The sequence below is a fragment of the Photobacterium damselae genome, from assembly GCF_003026815.1.
Classification (GTDB): domain Bacteria; phylum Pseudomonadota; class Gammaproteobacteria; order Enterobacterales; family Vibrionaceae; genus Photobacterium; species Photobacterium damselae.
The window spans coordinates 31,785-48,505 of sequence record NZ_PYOG01000007.1 but is presented as its reverse complement, the minus strand read 5'-3'; the positions used below and the strand labels follow the sequence as shown (position 1 = coordinate 48,505).

Genomic DNA, 16,721 nt, shown 5'->3' with positions numbered 1-16,721 from the left:
TGTATATATGTGAATAAATGCATTTGTCTCATTAATATAAGAATGTTAGTTTGAGCCAAAATTTTTTATCGACACTATTTTTAGGGTTTTTAGTGCTAAATAGCAGTCTAAATATAAGTATCAATTTATTATTTTAGATAGCTCTGAGTTCCTTTAAATATTGTCCCTCTCATTTTTTGGATTTCCGATGAAGAAGTTTTGGCATTTTTTAACTAAACCAAGTAGTCGCTATTCGGTATTAGCGATTGCGATTGTTTTTATTTTAATAACACTTGCAGGTGTATTCACTTTCCACGAAACAATTGAATTTACATCAACCAATGAGTTTTGTACTTCATGTCACTCTATGAAGCAGAACTACATCGAATATAAAACCTCACTTCACTATAAAAACGCTTATGGTGTTCGAGCTGAATGTCGTGACTGTCATATTCCTGAAAATAATCCAATTGACTTTATGAAAGCAAAAATGGGTGGTTTAGGTGATATTTACAGCGAATTTGTTAGTAAAGATATTGATACCCCTGCTAAATTTGAAGCAAATCGTCTACGCATGGCAGAAGATGTGTGGAAAATGATGAAAGCAACTAATTCTGCACCTTGTAAATCATGTCACGCTTATTCTGCGATGGATCACGCGAAACAGTCACCAGCTGCAGCCGCTGCAATGACTCCAGCAGCCGCAAAAGATATGAACTGTATCGAGTGCCACAAAGGTATCGTGCACCAACTTCCTCATATGAAGAATGGTTTCCAAGCCGAGTTTACACAGTTAAGTGCAAGTGCAGAAACCGCACCTCGTGCTAATAACTTGTATGCGATTACTTCTAAGCAATTATTTGCAGCTAAAGGTTCAAGTTCAGCACAAGGTCAGTTGTTCCCTGCATCTGAAGTGAAAGTACTTGATCGCCAAGGCGATGAACTGCAAATTCAAATTTCTGGTTGGGCACAACAAGGTCCAACGGCGAATATGTTAATGCAAGAGATGGGTAAGAAGATTGTTGTTGCTGCTCTTGAGCCTGAACTTCAGAAAACTCAGAAGGTTATTGCTACTGAAACAGCAAAAGACGGTGCTAAATGGGATCATGTTGAAGTGACCGCTTGGATCGCTCAAAAAGGTATGATCGCAACACTTAAACCGCTATGGACTTATGCTGAGAATATGTACCAAGATAGCTGTAGTCAGTGTCACGCAGCACCTAAACCATCTCATCTTACTGCAAATGAGTGGATTGGTAGCCTAAATTCAATGCGTCAGTACTTTATCTTAAATAAGAATGAAGAACGTGTGCTACTTAAATATCTTCAGCTACATGCAAAAGATTCAGAGCAAGCAGCACAAACTGCGACTAAGTAAAGAAAAGTAGAGAATAGATAGAGAGGGACAGTCGATATTTATTCTCTTCATCTCACTAAAGAGCCCGCATAACTTAAACCGTATGCGGGCTCTTTTTTATTTAAACACAGTATGTTCGTTACTTAGATATATTAGTACGAACAGTGAGTTTGTTTGTTAATGAGTGCAGTTCTGGCAACATACGCTGAATTAAGTGTAATTGCTGTAAAACCATTTTTGTTGACTCGCAATCATCATCTCGCCACTGGCTAAGGCTTTGCTCTAGAGCTGAATCCGTTTCTGGCATCGCCATCGGTTTATTTTGTTCTAATTGCAATGTCAGAGATTCCAAATGTTCATTAATAGAACGATAAGCTTGAGATACTAAATGATAAGTTTCATTATCTTCTAGTTGAGTTCTATGAGCACCAAGCGCTGAAATGTAACTCAGCATGGCATGATTTAAGGTTAAAAATCGAAAGCTTTCATTGGTCGCCATTCGATATCGTCCAGGTTCTGCCAACATATTGCTAATAGCGGTGCTTAATTGCGCATCTGTATTATGTGCATTACGGCGAGCGACTCGATAGTTTAGGCAGTCTCGTTTACCAAGACGATATTGTGCAATGATTTGTCCTAAATATTCACGATTGGCGTTAACTGAGCTGGCCATGACTTTATGTAGTCGATGGGATTCCCAGTCTGGAAAAATATAAGAAACCGCAATAACGGCTAAGAAGCATCCCAGTAACGTATCGCCCAAACGCGGTAAAATAACAGCAAAGCCTTCTCCTAACTGGTTAAAGCAAAAGAGCACCAGTAGAGTGATAAATGCGGTAGCCAAATCGTATCGCACCATACGAAAAGCAAAGAACAATACACCCGCTAAGATCATCAGTACCAGTTGACCTTCTTGGCCGGGAAAGAGATAAAGCAGTGGAATTCCAGCCAGTAAGCCCCCAAGAGTACCAATAACGCGTTGAACCAGTTTCTGTCTCGTTGCACTGTAGTTAGGCTGACAAACAAAGAGGGTGGTCAGCAAAATCCAATACCCTCGTTCTAAATGGAGAAATTGAATGCAGCCATATCCGACCGTTAATGCAATTGCCATGCGAAGTGCGTGACGAAATAGCAGAGATTGGGGATTGAGTTGGCTGGTAATTCGACGCCATAAATCAGGAATACTGTGGGCCTCGTTATCAGCCAATTCTGTTTCATCGGTTACCGTAGCATCTGGGTTGCTGATATTGGCCAATTGGCGTTCTACCGTTGCTAAGTTACTAAAAAGATAGTCTAACTGGGTTAAAAGTAGTCGCCACTGAGGGTTGTTTTGTGCTTTTAAATAGTTGATAGACTCTCGGAGTTCATCTAAGGTTTTTTCGGTAATTTCCAGATGTTGATAAGGTTTCCCTATTGCGAGAGCTTTTGCAATACCGCGACAGGCCATTGCTTGTGCTCGTAGCAAACGTTGAAAACGAAACAATACATCACTACGTTGAAACGTCGCTGCAAGGTCTTGATAACGATAATGAGAAGAGCTGACTCGTTCATGAATATCTTGCGCCATAAAGTAAATTTTAAGAAAACGATCGCCTGTAGTGTGCGGTTGTCCTCTGCGTGCGCGATGTAAGAGAGTTGCTTTAGCTCCATTGAGTGCGGCAACCACTTTTGCGTTGTTATGAGCTGCATCAAGGCGTAATGGCTGTGGTTGAAGATCGGCAATAGGCTCAAACAGTTGGCTTTTACTATCTAGATAAGTCGCAAGTTGAGAAAAAACATGAGCTAAGTTTTGTTGAACGGGTTGATTAGGCCACAAAATGTGCCACGCTAACGACAGTAAACCATACCAAAATGCCCCTCCGAGCAACAGCATAGGCTGGTACCATAAGTTGACACTGGAATCGGCTCCTAGCATAGTATAAACCGCCAGCAGCAAAGAGGCAAAGGCAATGCTGGCATAACGCGGCCCCATGGCCCCTAACATAATGAAACCAAAGGTGGAGCTAAACAGGCCCAGAGCAAAAAAAATGGGGTAGTCAAAGAGAACTTCAATTGAGACGGAAGCCACTAAGAAACAAATAAGCGTGGTTGCAAGGGCTTTGAGTCGACCAGTTAGATTATCGTCTGTTTCGGCAAGCGCGGCAGCTATAATACCTAAAATTAAAGGGGTAACTTCGCTGGTGGCGTTGAGATACCAACAGGGAAACACCACTCCGATCATGGCGATGAGTACACGGATACAGTAATTGATCCGATCGTTGGCCCAATAACGTCTGAGAGTAAAATGTAAGTGACGAGTTTGCATAGAGATTAACAATCTTCTGATAAAAAATGGCGACCTTGCCGTTAGAATAAAGCTAAAGCACAATTTTGATATAAAAACTGTGTTAAAACATATCAAACTTCCGTTATATCCGACAATGATTTGAATTAAGGGAACTTTCTCGCAGGAATTTTAATCAAACGATCTACCACCTCTATGGGATAATGAGAGTTGTTGGTAATCTAGGGTTAACCTAAGTCATTTCACAAGATCACGTGACGCAGAAATACGTTATTTGGATATCTTGAACTTATATCGATAAAGAATATGGCTTTGATAGGTTGAGATCCTGTCGAAGTGAAAAATGGAAATTGGTGAAACAATGCAATTAAGTGCCAGCCGACTAGCACAATGGCTAGTTCAGGGCGATTACTACAGTATCGAGTTGCAGGACAATCGATTAGTACTTGAAAGCCAGACTGAAACTGATGAAATCTCATTTGATGATTGGGATGGCTCTATTGATGTGCATCGTGGCGTGATGTGGGGAACATTAGAGCTAACTTCATCTGATCAGAAATATTGTTGGACTGTTCATGGCTTGCCTTGGCGAGAGTGTAAACCTTTTGCTCAAGACTTAGTTCAAACATATCAAAATTGGGCTCATGCACGCGTTGCAAAACTTGATGCAGCCTTACCTGAAATGTTAAAACGAATTCATGCCTTTACAGGACAAAAAGGGTATTTACGTGATTCAGAGCATGATGATTTATATCAGCTTTTAACCTCATCGCTCGAACATAGTGAATTAACTCCAGAACTTGCTGCTTCTTTTCGCCCGAAAGCGTTCGAACATATTTTGCCTTGGCTAGGTGATAATGACGTGTGGGTGGATGAGCATAATAAGAAATGGATTGAGAAAGAGTCGAATAAATGGGGATCTTGGTTTGATTCTTTTGAGTCATCACCTTTAAATCCATCACAGCGCGAAGCCGTTCTTATTAACCAAGATCATAACCTTGTGCTGGCAGGTGCGGGATCAGGTAAAACCAGCGTGCTTGTTGCGCGCGCAGGCTACCTGATTGCAAGTCAGAAAGCTCTGCCTGAAGAGATTTTGATGTTAGCTTTTGGTCGGATGGCATCTGAAGAGATGAATGCTCGGATGCGGACAAAAGTTAGCGACCGTGTCAAAGTGGCAACGTTCCACAGTCTGGGTACTGAAATCATTCGCCAAGTTGAACATGAGCGTCCTAATGTATCGCCAATTGCTTTGGATGATAAAGCGCGTTCCGCGTGGATTGCTCGTATGTTGATGGAGCAATGGAATAAACCCGCATCAGCTAAACGTTGGCAGCGACATTTAACTCAATGGCGTATTCCTGGGTTTAGTAAAGAAAACTCCATGGAGCAACAAGCTGAAAATGAACAAACGATCAATTGGATTTGGCGTCATATTGAGTTACTTGGACAGCGTGGAGCAACCAAAGAGCAACTGCTAAACGACATCCAAGATAGTAGCAACCCGGCTATGCGTCCGCGAATGAAGAGTGAGCTTGAACTATTATGGCCATGCTATGAAGCTTATCAACAACACTTAAAAGTGAAAAAGCAGATTGATTTCAATAGCATGATTAAAGTTGCGACGCAGTATGTTAAGGAAGGTAAATTCATCTCCCCTTGGCGTTTTGTTATGGTCGATGAGTACCAAGATATATCACCTCTTCGCTTAAGCCTGATTGAAGCACTGTGTCAGCCTCAGCCAAACAGTGATAAAGCAGCACCAACCCTTTTTGCTGTTGGAGATGATTGGCAGGCAATCTATCGTTTTGCAGGTTCTGATGTAAACTTAACGACAGACTTTGAAGAACGTTTTGGAGCGACACATATCACACAGCTTTCAACCACTTATCGTTTTAATAATATGATTGGTGACGTAGCGAATGTGTTTGTGCAGCAAAACCCAATGCAGGTAAAGAAAGAGCTAACAAGCTTTAAGAAGCAGAAGAAAAAAGCGGTGACGCTACTAGCACAAGACTTTATTTTGCAAGAACTGGGGCAACTGGCAAAACGTTATGAGGGCAAACAAACTAATGTATTGATCCTTGGCCGTAACAATAAGCAGCGTCCTGCCAAATTAGAAGCTTGGCAAGAGCAGTGGCCACAGCTGAATCTGCAATATATGACTTGTCACGCAAGTAAAGGTCAAGAAGCACAATATGTCTTCATTGTTGATGTTAATAAAGGCATTTTCCCAACGTTAGATCGTGAAACGGGTCTTGCTTCAATTTTGCAATCTCGGGCAGAAACCTATGCTGATGCAGAAGAACGCCGCTTATTCTACGTTGCGTTAACTCGAGCGAAAAAGCATGTTTATGTTTGTGCTAACCCAATGAATGTATCGCCATTTATCAATGAGTTAATTGAAGATAAATATCCGGTTGATAATAAGATCAAGCGTATTGGTCGTTAGTCTTTTCTTGATTAATAAGGTAACAGCCCCAGCATTAACATCGCTGGGGTTGTTTTTTATTTGAGGTCATCAATAAGGCTTACTACAACTTTCCCTTGATGATGATTTTGCTTTAGATAATTTAGGCCCTGAGGAAGTTCAGAAAAAGGAAATATCTTATCAATCATTGGGTTGAGTTGATGATTTTCTAGCAAAGTCATTAATTGTTCTCCAACCATTGATAGATGTTGAATATGTTCAAGGGTTCCATGGGCGTAAGTACCATGGAGAGCAACTTCATGAATACTGATCGCTTTGGTTGTTGCTAAAATTGGAATTTGTTGGAATTGATCTGCAATCATGACCAATTGCCCGTTATAACGAATCAATGCACTCATGATACTAGCGGTCTTCGATGAGACACAGTCAATGACTGCATCAAGCAGCCTTGCTTCCGTTAATTCAAGAATTTTTAAGCCAACATTATCATTTGGATCTATCACCGCATCTGCACCATAGCCCAATAACCGCCGATGATGATGAGTCTCTGCAATGGCATAAACTGTTAATCCCATTATTTTTGCCAACTGCACTGCGAATCCCCCCACACCTCCGCCAGCACCTGTAATCGCAATGATACTGTTAGGAGGGAGTCTGAGTTTATCTTTAAGGGCTATCCAAGCGGTGAAACCTGCACAAGGTAATGCTGCGGCATCGGAGTATAAAACATGAGGGGGAATATGGCTCAAAGAGGCGGGTTTACAACAGACATATTCGGCAAAACCACCTGCTTGGCGAGGATCTAAAAAGCCAAAGACTCGATCTCCTACCTTAAATGTAGAGATCTCTTTACCCACTTGTTCAATAACACCTGCGATATCTAACCCTATAATTTGAGGGTAATTCCATGTTGCGTAGCCCCAATCGGTAAGTTTGTAGTCGATGGGGTTTAAGCCAACTGCATGTACTTTAATTTGAACTTCATTATCTTTTGTTATTGGTGGTGGTAGGTTCGTATTGATTAACGATGAAAGGCCATTAGGCTGAGATAAGCTCCATGATTGCATGCTACTTCCTTTTATTTTTGTTCTGTAATCCTTTTTAGTATATACCCAAGTGATATTAAGAGGCTGGATGTGGGGATTTATCTCTGAGAAAAGGTTAAGAAAAACCTGGCGGTGTACTTGTTATTTTTTTCTAAATTGCTTTAAGTAATGGTCAAATGTTAGCGATTTTATGCATAAAAAAACCTCGCTTGCTCGCGAGGCTTTTTCACACCAGTTAGCTTAGACGTTCGTCTAAATAAGCTTGATAGTCGGGGATTCGAACATCAATCTCTTGTTCTAATAGCGGTGAGGAAATCATAAAGTCGGCACTACTGATGTTAGTGGCAACGGGGATATTCCACACCGCTGAAATTCGAAGAAGCGCTTTTACATCCGGGTCATGAGGAACAGCATTCAGTGGATCCCAGAAGAAAATCATCATATCGATACTTCCTTCTGTAATACGTGCCCCTAGTTGTTGATCTCCACCCATAGGGCCGCTAATCATGCAATGAATGTCTAACCCAGTTTTATCTCTAAGCATATGACCAGTTGTACCAGTCGCAGACAGATTGTGATGCATAAGTTTTTCTTTATGCGTTTGAACCCAATCTAAAAGGTCTTGCTTACAGTTATCATGGGCGACAAGTGCAATATTTTTGCGTACCGTCATAGTGCGCGTTGTTGACTGCATTGGTGTCTCCAAATTACGAAAGTGCAGTAATGATATTCATCCTGTTTTACATTACTACTATTGGTTATAAGAATAATACGCGAAATGAAAGTTCTTTTCTCAAACAATAATCACGATTAATGCTTTATTTTATTATTAAGTACTTCAAAAACTGGACGAAATTCAGCCGGTGATAGAGATTCTTTAATCACTGTTGTGGGTAAGTGATTCGGTGTTAATGACTCTATTTGAGGTGAAATATCTTTTAGCAGTGGTTTGTGTTCAAGATATCTAACTGCTTGATCTAGCGATAGCTGGGCTTGTTCAACCATCTTATCGGAAGGTGAGAATAAAATTTTATTACGGCGTAGTCCACGATAAACACCATGGCTTAAATAAGTCGATACAATTTTTATGTTATTGGTTTTATGGTTTGCACGAAGTTCACTAATCGCGACTTCAGAGGCAACGGCACCACCTACGATATAATTTATATCAGGGTGGTATACAAACAGTTGTTGAATTAAGTTGCGTTGTAATTCTTTACTATTATCAGCCCATTGAGTTGTCACAACATGGACATCACTATTTTTTATGGCATCCATAAAACCTCGAGTGACAGGCTTTGTACCTCCTCGACGTTGAGGCCCTGGTAGCCAAGCTACTTTAACTTCACCGCTACCTTTAGGGTGTCGCTTTGCTAAGAATTCGCCTGCTTTTTGTCCCATATAATACCAATCGACCCCAACACGAGCCTTAACGTGTTTTTTGATATCAGGATCTGTCATATCAATATCATTTGTCATAACAAAAACAGGAGTATTACCAATCAGTGAGGTTAATTTACCGTTATAGCCTTGACTATCTACAGTGCCAAGGATGATGGCATCAGCTCCCCACTCATGACAACGTTTTAGTTGCGCGGTTTGTTTATCTAAGTTTGGATAGCCGCCAGCTTCATAGACAACTAAATCAACACCAAGCTTTTTTGCTTGCTTAACCATGCCATAATTGATCGATAACCAATATGAATCTTTCAAATGAGGGTAAACTGCACAAATCTTCCATGGTTTAGAGACTGAATCAAGTGGTTGAATATTCACCTCTTCAACTTGATGCTTATCTGCAAATGGAGGGGTAAATGAATATACCGAACGTGCAAGAGCCGGCTGAATGGTTAAAAGTAAAGCTAATAGACAAAAAAAGCGCATTTTGACCAACTTTATTAAGGATATGAATTGCTAACGCTGGCAAAATAGTACCGTTTTATTTCGCAAGGTTAAATAGTAGTTTAGAAAGGATTTCTAGATAAAGCAGATATACCCGAATAAGTATGCAAACTGTTTATTATAAAGAGAATTTAGTATGATGTTTACTCGTAATGGTATTGGTAGCAAGCTTTTTCTTGCTTTCTCTACCATGGCGGCTTTAACTCTTATTGCTGTAATGATAGGTGTTGCGGGATTCTCTCTCGTCGCCAAAACAGAGCGTACTGTTATTAACTCGGCAGTGCCCGCACTCGCTGAAGCTCGTCAACTTTCCGACCTTAGTACTCGTATTATTTTTAATGCGCAAGTTCTTGCTAAATCAAAAAGTGAAGAAGAACGTATACGGCAAGGACGAGCCTTAACAGTACATATCGAAGGTTTGAACAAAAGCTTACGTACGTTAGAGCAATTTTCTTTTGACCCAAAACTCATGGAGCAACTAGAAGGGGATGTTAAACGTATTGTTGATAACCTTGCTCTTCTAGGACTGTTAGTTGGTCGCCAAATTGATCTTCAAGATCAAGTGAACAGCTATGTCCATGAAATGACTTCTGCAACACAACAAATTGATGAGTTATCACAATCTCAGGTCTCCAACGCAAATACCATTGCTGTTGCTAATGTATCTCGAATCTATGACTTAGTAGCGGATAATAATAAACCTGCCGTTTACAAAGCATTAGACAGCTTAGTTGAAGTCGATATGGATCTTTCTGAGCGCCTGTTTGAGTTACGTTTTCTCTCACTTCAAGTCGTCAATATGTTAGATGATTCCAATCGAATTGTTGATATAAAGACGCTTATGAAGCTAAAAGCTCGCTTTATAAATGCAACCACTATTATGAGTCAGCGCGTGAAATCGGTTGAGGATCCAAGCCGTTCAGCACAATTAATGGACTTAATGAAAGAGCTTAACAAAGGCGGATTACTGTTTGGGACGATGGAGCAGCTTGTTTATGCTAAGCAAGATGTAGAACGATTGGATCAACAAAATCTCGTTTTATTCCAGCAACTCAATACTACGGTTGATGAAATTATTCGAGCCGCTAATGATGGTACGCAAAAAGCGGTAACCATGGTTGATAAAACATTAACTGTTGCCAGAACCAGCTTAATTGTAATTTCTGCAATTGGTATGCTAGCGCTTGTACTTATTATGTGGCGCTATGTCTATGCTCGGGTTATCCGCAGAATTAATGACTATAGCAAAGCTCTTCACTCTATTGCGCGAGGCGATCTTGAGATTCAGTTACCGATTAAAGGTGATGATGAACTTGCCCAAATGGGGCGAGCAATTCTGGTTGCAAGAGATACGGCTTATGAGCGTCATCGTTTGGCACAAGAAGAAGGGAAAATTCGCTTAGAGCTACAACAGCATAAGCTTAGCCTTGAGCGCTTAGTTGCAAAACGCACGAGTGAGTTGGAAAAAACTAATGCACGTCTGAATGACGAAGTTAAAAATCACGAAAAAGCACGAGCTGAAGCAGAAAAAGCCAATAGAGCTAAATCGGCATTTTTAGCAACGATGAGCCATGAAATACGAACTCCGATGAATGGTGTATTGGGGACAGTATCACTGCTAGCGGATACCAAACTGACTAATCAACAATCCCGTTATGTGGATGTGATTAATCGAAGTGGCGAAACCTTACTTGATATTCTTAATGATATTTTGGATTACTCTAAAATTGAGGCGGGCCATTTAGATATCCGACAAGCTGATTTCTCATTACGAGAACTGATTTCTGATGTCTATAACATGCTAGATGGTAGGGCGATAGCAAAAGGGATTTCTCTTCAACAAAGTATTCAAACTTCTTTACCTGATATTTGGGTTGGCGATGAGACCCGTATTCGTCAGGTATTGGTTAACTTAGTCGGAAATGCCATTAAATTTACCGATACAGGTTCGGTGATCATTGATGTGCGCGCTCATCCTGATATGCCAGGTGAATTGTTGTTCTCTGTTAAAGATACCGGGATTGGCATTTCAGCAGATGAGCAAGACTTGCTGTTTACAGCTTTCCAACAAGCTTCTGAAGGGCGAAAAACCATTGGTGGTACAGGACTTGGATTAGCGATTAGCCAGCATATTATTGCCGCAATGGAAGGGGAAATCGGCCTTGACTCTGAGGTAGGTAAAGGCAGCTGTTTCTGGTTTGCATTGCCATTAGAGCAAGGAGAAATTTCTCTTCGAACTGAAGCGACAGTTGCTAACGTACCATCAGCGCATGTGTTGCTTGTTGAAGATAATCCCGTCAACAGTATGGTCGCTGAAGGATATTTAAATCGACTGGGTCACAGTGTGGTGGTTGCCGAGACGGGAGCTCAAGCAGAAGAAATTTACAGTCAACAGCGATTTGATATTGCTCTGCTTGATATTAATTTACCAGATACTGATGGCGTGAAGTTGTTGCATCGGTTACGTCGCATAGAAGAGACCAATCACGAATCTTGGGAAGAGCCAACGCCTATGGTTGCCTTTTCTGCTCATGTATTTCGTGAAGAAGTTGAAATCTATCTTGCCGCTGGTTTTGCCGGATTTTTACCAAAACCGATTGTTGAGAAGCAGCTAATTGATACGTTAAACAGTATCTTAAAAGGAACCAAACGCGTGGTGATTGAAAAAGGCGCGGGTGATGACCAATCTATTGAGGATACGATGGAACAAGATGATTTTCCTTTATTAAAAGAGTCGGTGCTTGGATCTGATTTACAAGTACTGGGTGAAGATCAGGTGAAAAAGTTGATTGAACTGTTTGCTCAATCTTCTGGAGAGACTTTAGACAAACTCAATCTTGCCATCGAACAACAAGATATGAATAACATCGCTAAATTAGCCCATACCCTAAAAGGTGCAGCAGGTACCATGGGATTAATGAAGTTATTTGAAATCTGTTTAGCCTTTGAAAAAGGGGGTAAAGGAGGTTGTATCGATGATCTTGATGCCGCTACTTTGAACCAGATATTTAATCAGTCGATTGCGATATTGCAGACGACGTTTATTGATAAGTAATTTATTTATGATTGAAGGTTATCTTTTGAGGTAGCCTTTTTTCTTCCTGAAATATCGCTGTAACGTGATCCCATCCGCAACATGAAATCTGATTCTCTATAGGCTTAGTTGATGTTTCATCGTTATATTGTGCTGAATGTAGCCTCTAACAGTTCACAGTCACTTTGATAAACAAGGATAGAATAGATAATGAATCAGAAATTTACGATAACAGTACTTAGTGCTGCAATTTTTGCCTCTGTAAGTTTATCAGCGAGTGCTTGTACCGGTATTTTAGTCGGTAAACAGGCCTCTGCTGATGGCAGTATTATGATTGCTCGTAATGAGGATTTTGGTGTAAATAATTGGAATAAGCATCTTGCTTATCGACCGGCACAGACCAATCAAGCAGGTGACTGGCAATTAGGCAATGGATTGGTTGTTCCAATGCCGCCGTCATTTTATGCCTATTCTGCGATTCCTGATTGGGATGCTGCCACAATGAATCCTGACGGTCGGTATTATGAAGAGCGCGGTATTAACGAATATAACGTTGCGATATCGGCCACAACCAGTGCTGAAGTGAATGAAAAAGCGCAGGCAGCGGATCCTTTGGTCAAGCAGGGAGTGATTGAAGCTAATATCCCTACGCTAATTTTGCCTCAAGTAAAAACCGCCAAGCAAGGAGTAGAACTCTTAGGTCAATATATTGAGAAATATGGTGCAGGAGAGGGCAATAGCTTATATCTGGCGGATGTTAATGAGGCGTGGTTATTTGAAGTGGGTTCTGGTCATCAATGGATAGCGGTAAAAGTTCCTGATGATAGTTACGCTATGATGGCAAATGGTCTACGCATCCATGGTGTTGATCTGAATTCACCTGATGTTCTCCACTCTCCAACACTCGTAGAATTTGTGACGCAACATAAACTGCTAGATAACCCTGATCCAAAATCATTTAACTTTGCTAAAGCATTTGGCGTGATTGGTGATGTATATAATACCGATCGTGAGTGGCTAGGACAGGAAATGTTGACGCCATCTTTCAAACAGAAAACTCGCCAACAGCAATATCCACTCTTTTTAAAACCAGACCAAAAAATTACAGTGGCACAGATAGATAAAGTGTTGAGTTCAACGTATGCCGGAACCGAATTGGAACAAAAAGGGGAAAGACCAATTCGAGTTGATAGGCAGTTAGAATCTCATATTATTGCGCTTCGTCCTGATATGCCTAAACCATTTCAAGGACTGATTTGGCAAAGTTATGGCGTGTTAGCTGAATCGGTTTTGGTACCACTTTATAGCAGTTTACACTCTTATCCTCAGCCTTATACGGTAGGAACCGACACTTATAGTGATGATTCGGCTTATTGGCAGTTCCGCAGTTTAACTGCATTAGCATCAACTAATACCGATAAATACCTGCCTGCACTGCATCAATTATGGCAAGACAAAGAGACAAAGCTATATAAGCAGGTGAGCGCGCTTGATAATGTGTTACAGCAAACATACAAAATGGACCCACAAGCCGCTTTGGATATGGCTTCTGACTATTCATATAGCCAATTGCAACAGACTTACTCTATGGCTAAACAGATGCGCTATAAGATGATGACGGATTTAACTAAGAGTACAGAGAAGAAATATTCAGAGGAAGAGTTCAAGAAAATTATGAGCTTATAATTTTCTATTGATTGTATACCGATAAAAAATAACCCCGAAGGCGAACCTTCGGGGTTAAGAGATTAGCAAGAATAATTAAAAATTATTTCTTAGCGTTTTTCTCTTTCTGCTCAGCGATTACTTTTTCAGCAACGTTTGCAGGACATGGTGCGTAGTGCGCGAACTCCATAGAGAACTGACCACGACCAGAAGTCATAGTACGTAGAGTACCGATGTAACCAAACATTTCTGACAGAGGTACATCACCCTTGATACGTACGCCAGTAGCACCAGCTTGTTGATCTCGGATCATACCGCGACGACGGTTAAGGTCACCGATTACGTCACCAACGTGGTCTTCTGGAGTGAACACGTCAACGTGCATGATTGGCTCAAGAAGCTGAGGGCCAGCTTTAGGCATAGACTGACGGAATGCGCCTTTCGCTGCGATTTCAAATGCGATTGCAGATGAGTCAACTGCGTGGAAGCCACCGTCGAATAGCTCAACTTCAACGTCAAGAACTGGGAAGCCTGCTAGAGGACCAGTTTGCATCATTGACTCGAAGCCTTTCTCTACTGCAGGCCAGAATTCTTTAGGAACGTTACCACCGATAACGCTTGAAGAGAACTTGAAGCCTGAACCTTGCTCACCTGGCTTGATACGGTAGTCGATCTTACCGAACTGACCAGAACCACCAGACTGCTTCTTATGAGTGTAGCTATCTTCAATTGGAGTAGTGATAGTTTCACGGTAAGCAACCTGTGGCTGACCAACGATTAGGTCAACGCCGTATGTACGCTTAAGGATATCTACCTTAATGTCTAGGTGAAGTTCACCCATACCTTTAAGGATAGTTTCACCAGTTTCTTCGTCAGTTTCTACCTGGAATGATGGATCTTCTGCAACCATCTTACCGATAGCAATACCCATCTTCTCAGAACCGCCTTTGTCCTTAGGAGTTACAGCGATAGAGATTACTGGTACTGGGAAGATCATTGGTTCTAGAGTACATTCGTGCTTAGGATCACATAGAGTGTGACCAGTCTGAACGTTCTTCATACCAACGATAGCGATGATGTCACCAGCTTGAGCTGAAGTTAATTCGTTACGCTCATCTGCTTGCATCTCAACCATACGGCCAACACGCTCTGTTTTACCAGTTGCAGCATTAAGGATTGTGTCACCCTTATTGATCTTACCAGAGTAGATACGTACGAAAGTTAGGGCGCCAAAACGGTCGTCCATGATCTTAAACGCAAGTGCGCGGAATGGTTCGTCTGCAGATACAGTTGCAACTTCACCTGTTGGCTCACCAGTTTCTGGATCAGTTAGAGGTTGTGGGTCAACTTCGTCTGGAGCTGGTAGGTAATCTACAACAGCGTCAAGAACAAGTTGGATACCTTTGTTCTTGTATGCAGAACCACAGAAAGTAGGGAAGAATGCTAGGTCACGAGTACCCTTACGGATACAACGCTTAAGCTCTTCGATAGAAGGCTCGTTACCTTCCATGTAAGCTTCCATTAGATCGTCGTCTTGCTCAACAGCAGTTTCAACTAGCTCTTCACGGTAAGCTTCTACGTCATCAATCATATCCGCAGGGATTTCTTTGATTTCGTAGTTTTCTGGAAGACCAGTGTCATCCCATACAAACGCTTGACGAGTTAGAACGTCTACAACACCCACGAAGTCTTCTTCGCGGCCGATTGGTAGAGTCATAACTAGTGGAGTTGCGCCTAGAACGTTTTTAACTTGGTCAACAACGTTGTAGAAGTCTGCACCCATACGGTCCAGTTTGTTAACGAAGATCAGACGAGATACTTCTGATTCGTTAGCGTAACGCCAGTTAGTTTCTGACTGAGGTTCAACACCGCCAGAACCACAGAATACACCGATACCGCCATCAAGAACTTTAAGAGAACGGTATACTTCAACTGTAAAGTCAACGTGTCCTGGAGTATCGATAACGTTTAGACGGTGATCGTTCCAGAAACAGCTTACTGCTGCTGACTGGATTGTGATACCACGCTCAGCTTCCTGCTCCATGAAGTCAGTAGTAGTAGAGCCATCGTGAGTGTCACCGATCTTATGGATTTTACCAGTAAGCTTAAGGATACGCTCAGTAGTAGTGGTTTTACCCGCATCAACGTGCGCGAAAATACCAATGTTTCTGTATTTAGATAAATCTGTCATTGTTTTTCTCTAATAAACAATTACTGTCACATGTCAGGGTGCAGAGTATAGCACTACTTATGTATAACAGAACATAGGTGTGAGAAATTAAATGATTATTCGCTTGCTTTTGCTCCGGCTTTTTTGCCTCCTGACGAATAACCGCTCAAAAAATTGCCACATTTAGCAAGATTAGACGAGGATTGTCAGATGTGTTAGCTAGCTTTGTATTAAAGATGTAATTTTTTTGTTGGTGTTTTTTTATTGCGAATGTTTGATAAATATTAATGTAAAAGAGTTATAAAAAAAGAGCCTTTATGCTTTTTTGTTTGAGTTAGCCATTTTTTCCTTTTTTAGGCTGAGTTCAGGTAGAATTAACGATTATTTTTGTGGAAGTAAAACCATGTGTGAAGAAATTGAAGTTGAAGCGCTTGAGATAGTTGTTTCAGCACAGCCGATTGAGTTGTATAAAGTATTAAAGATTGCCAACTTAGTGAGTGGTGGCGGTGAAGCTAAATACGCCATTTCTGAAGGTTATGTTGCTGTAAATGGTGAAATTGAGCAACGTAAGCGCTGCAAAATGTACGATGGTGATGTAATTGAATTTAATGGCGAGTTTTACGTTGTATTATGTGATCAACCCGTTCAAGAGCCTGTTGAAAAAACTATTACAGACATAAAGCCAATGGCGAAAAAAGCGCCAAAGCCAGCTGAGAAGAAAAAAACAGCAAATCATAAATCAAAGTCGGCAGGTAACCGTTCAGTAACGAAAAAATCAGCTAATAAAGCGGCTGGCGGTAAACCTGATAGTACAACAGGACGTAAGCCAATCAGCTTTTAATTTGTCGGTACTGTT

Annotated in this window: 10 protein-coding genes; 5 read left to right on the top strand and 5 right to left on the bottom strand. The window is 41.2% G+C overall.

Translation table 11 applies throughout. The annotated features are described in order from the left end of the window. Positions 1-187: 187 nt before the first annotated feature. Positions 188-1,357: a pentaheme c-type cytochrome TorC gene (gene torC, locus CTN07_RS08850; protein WP_036763521.1), complete on the top strand. Its 1,170-nt coding sequence runs from the start codon at positions 188-190 to the stop codon at positions 1,355-1,357. A gap of 118 nt (positions 1,358-1,475) precedes the next feature. Here the strand turns inward: torC and yccS are convergent, their stop codons facing one another. Further along, positions 1,476-3,641: a YccS family putative transporter gene (gene yccS, locus CTN07_RS08845; RefSeq protein WP_005298573.1), complete on the bottom strand. Its 2,166-nt coding sequence runs from the start codon at positions 3,639-3,641 to the stop codon at positions 1,476-1,478. A 322-nt stretch (positions 3,642-3,963) separates the two neighbouring features. On the opposite strand from yccS, the gene helD reads away from it, so the two are divergent. Beyond that, positions 3,964-6,069, top strand: coding sequence for a DNA helicase IV (gene helD / locus CTN07_RS08840; protein WP_005298575.1), 2,106 nt, complete (start codon positions 3,964-3,966; stop codon positions 6,067-6,069). 56 nt (positions 6,070-6,125) lie between these two features. Here the strand turns inward: helD and CTN07_RS08835 are convergent, their stop codons facing one another. The 3 genes from CTN07_RS08835 to torT all read right to left on the bottom strand — a co-directional run bounded on the left by CTN07_RS08835 (position 6,126) and on the right by torT (position 8,978). After that, a complete protein-coding gene (locus tag CTN07_RS08835) occupies positions 6,126-7,115 on the bottom strand; it encodes an alcohol dehydrogenase catalytic domain-containing protein (protein ID WP_005298577.1) in 990 nt (329 codons plus the stop codon). Positions 7,116-7,329: 214 nt separating this feature from the next. Then, complete coding sequence (locus tag CTN07_RS08830; protein ID WP_036763522.1) at positions 7,330-7,788, bottom strand: methylglyoxal synthase; 459 nt, start codon at positions 7,786-7,788, stop codon at positions 7,330-7,332. Between the two features lie 116 nt (positions 7,789-7,904). Continuing rightward, entirely contained in the window at positions 7,905-8,978 is a 1,074-nt protein-coding gene (gene torT, locus CTN07_RS08825; protein WP_005298579.1) for a TMAO reductase system periplasmic protein TorT, read from the bottom strand. A gap of 154 nt (positions 8,979-9,132) precedes the next feature. Between torT and torS the strand changes: the two genes are divergently transcribed. Beyond that, positions 9,133-12,051: a TMAO reductase system sensor histidine kinase/response regulator TorS gene (torS, locus tag CTN07_RS08820; protein ID WP_106142849.1), complete on the top strand. Its 2,919-nt coding sequence runs from the start codon at positions 9,133-9,135 to the stop codon at positions 12,049-12,051. Between the two features lie 189 nt (positions 12,052-12,240). After that, positions 12,241-13,716: a C69 family dipeptidase gene (locus tag CTN07_RS08815; RefSeq protein ID WP_005298581.1), complete on the top strand. Its 1,476-nt coding sequence runs from the start codon at positions 12,241-12,243 to the stop codon at positions 13,714-13,716. An 82-nt stretch (positions 13,717-13,798) separates the two neighbouring features. Here the strand turns inward: CTN07_RS08815 and fusA are convergent, their stop codons facing one another. After that, the gene (gene fusA, locus CTN07_RS08810; RefSeq protein ID WP_005298582.1) at positions 13,799-15,886 is read right to left on the bottom strand and encodes an elongation factor G; all 2,088 of its coding nucleotides are present in this window, start codon (positions 15,884-15,886) and stop codon (positions 13,799-13,801) included. A gap of 382 nt (positions 15,887-16,268) precedes the next feature. Here fusA and CTN07_RS08805 point away from each other — a divergent pair, with 382 nt between their 5' ends. Next, positions 16,269-16,706 carry an RNA-binding S4 domain-containing protein gene (locus CTN07_RS08805; RefSeq protein WP_005298583.1) on the top strand — a complete coding sequence of 146 codons (438 nt, stop codon included), beginning with the start codon at positions 16,269-16,271 and terminating at the stop codon, positions 16,704-16,706. Positions 16,707-16,721 lie beyond the last annotated feature (15 nt).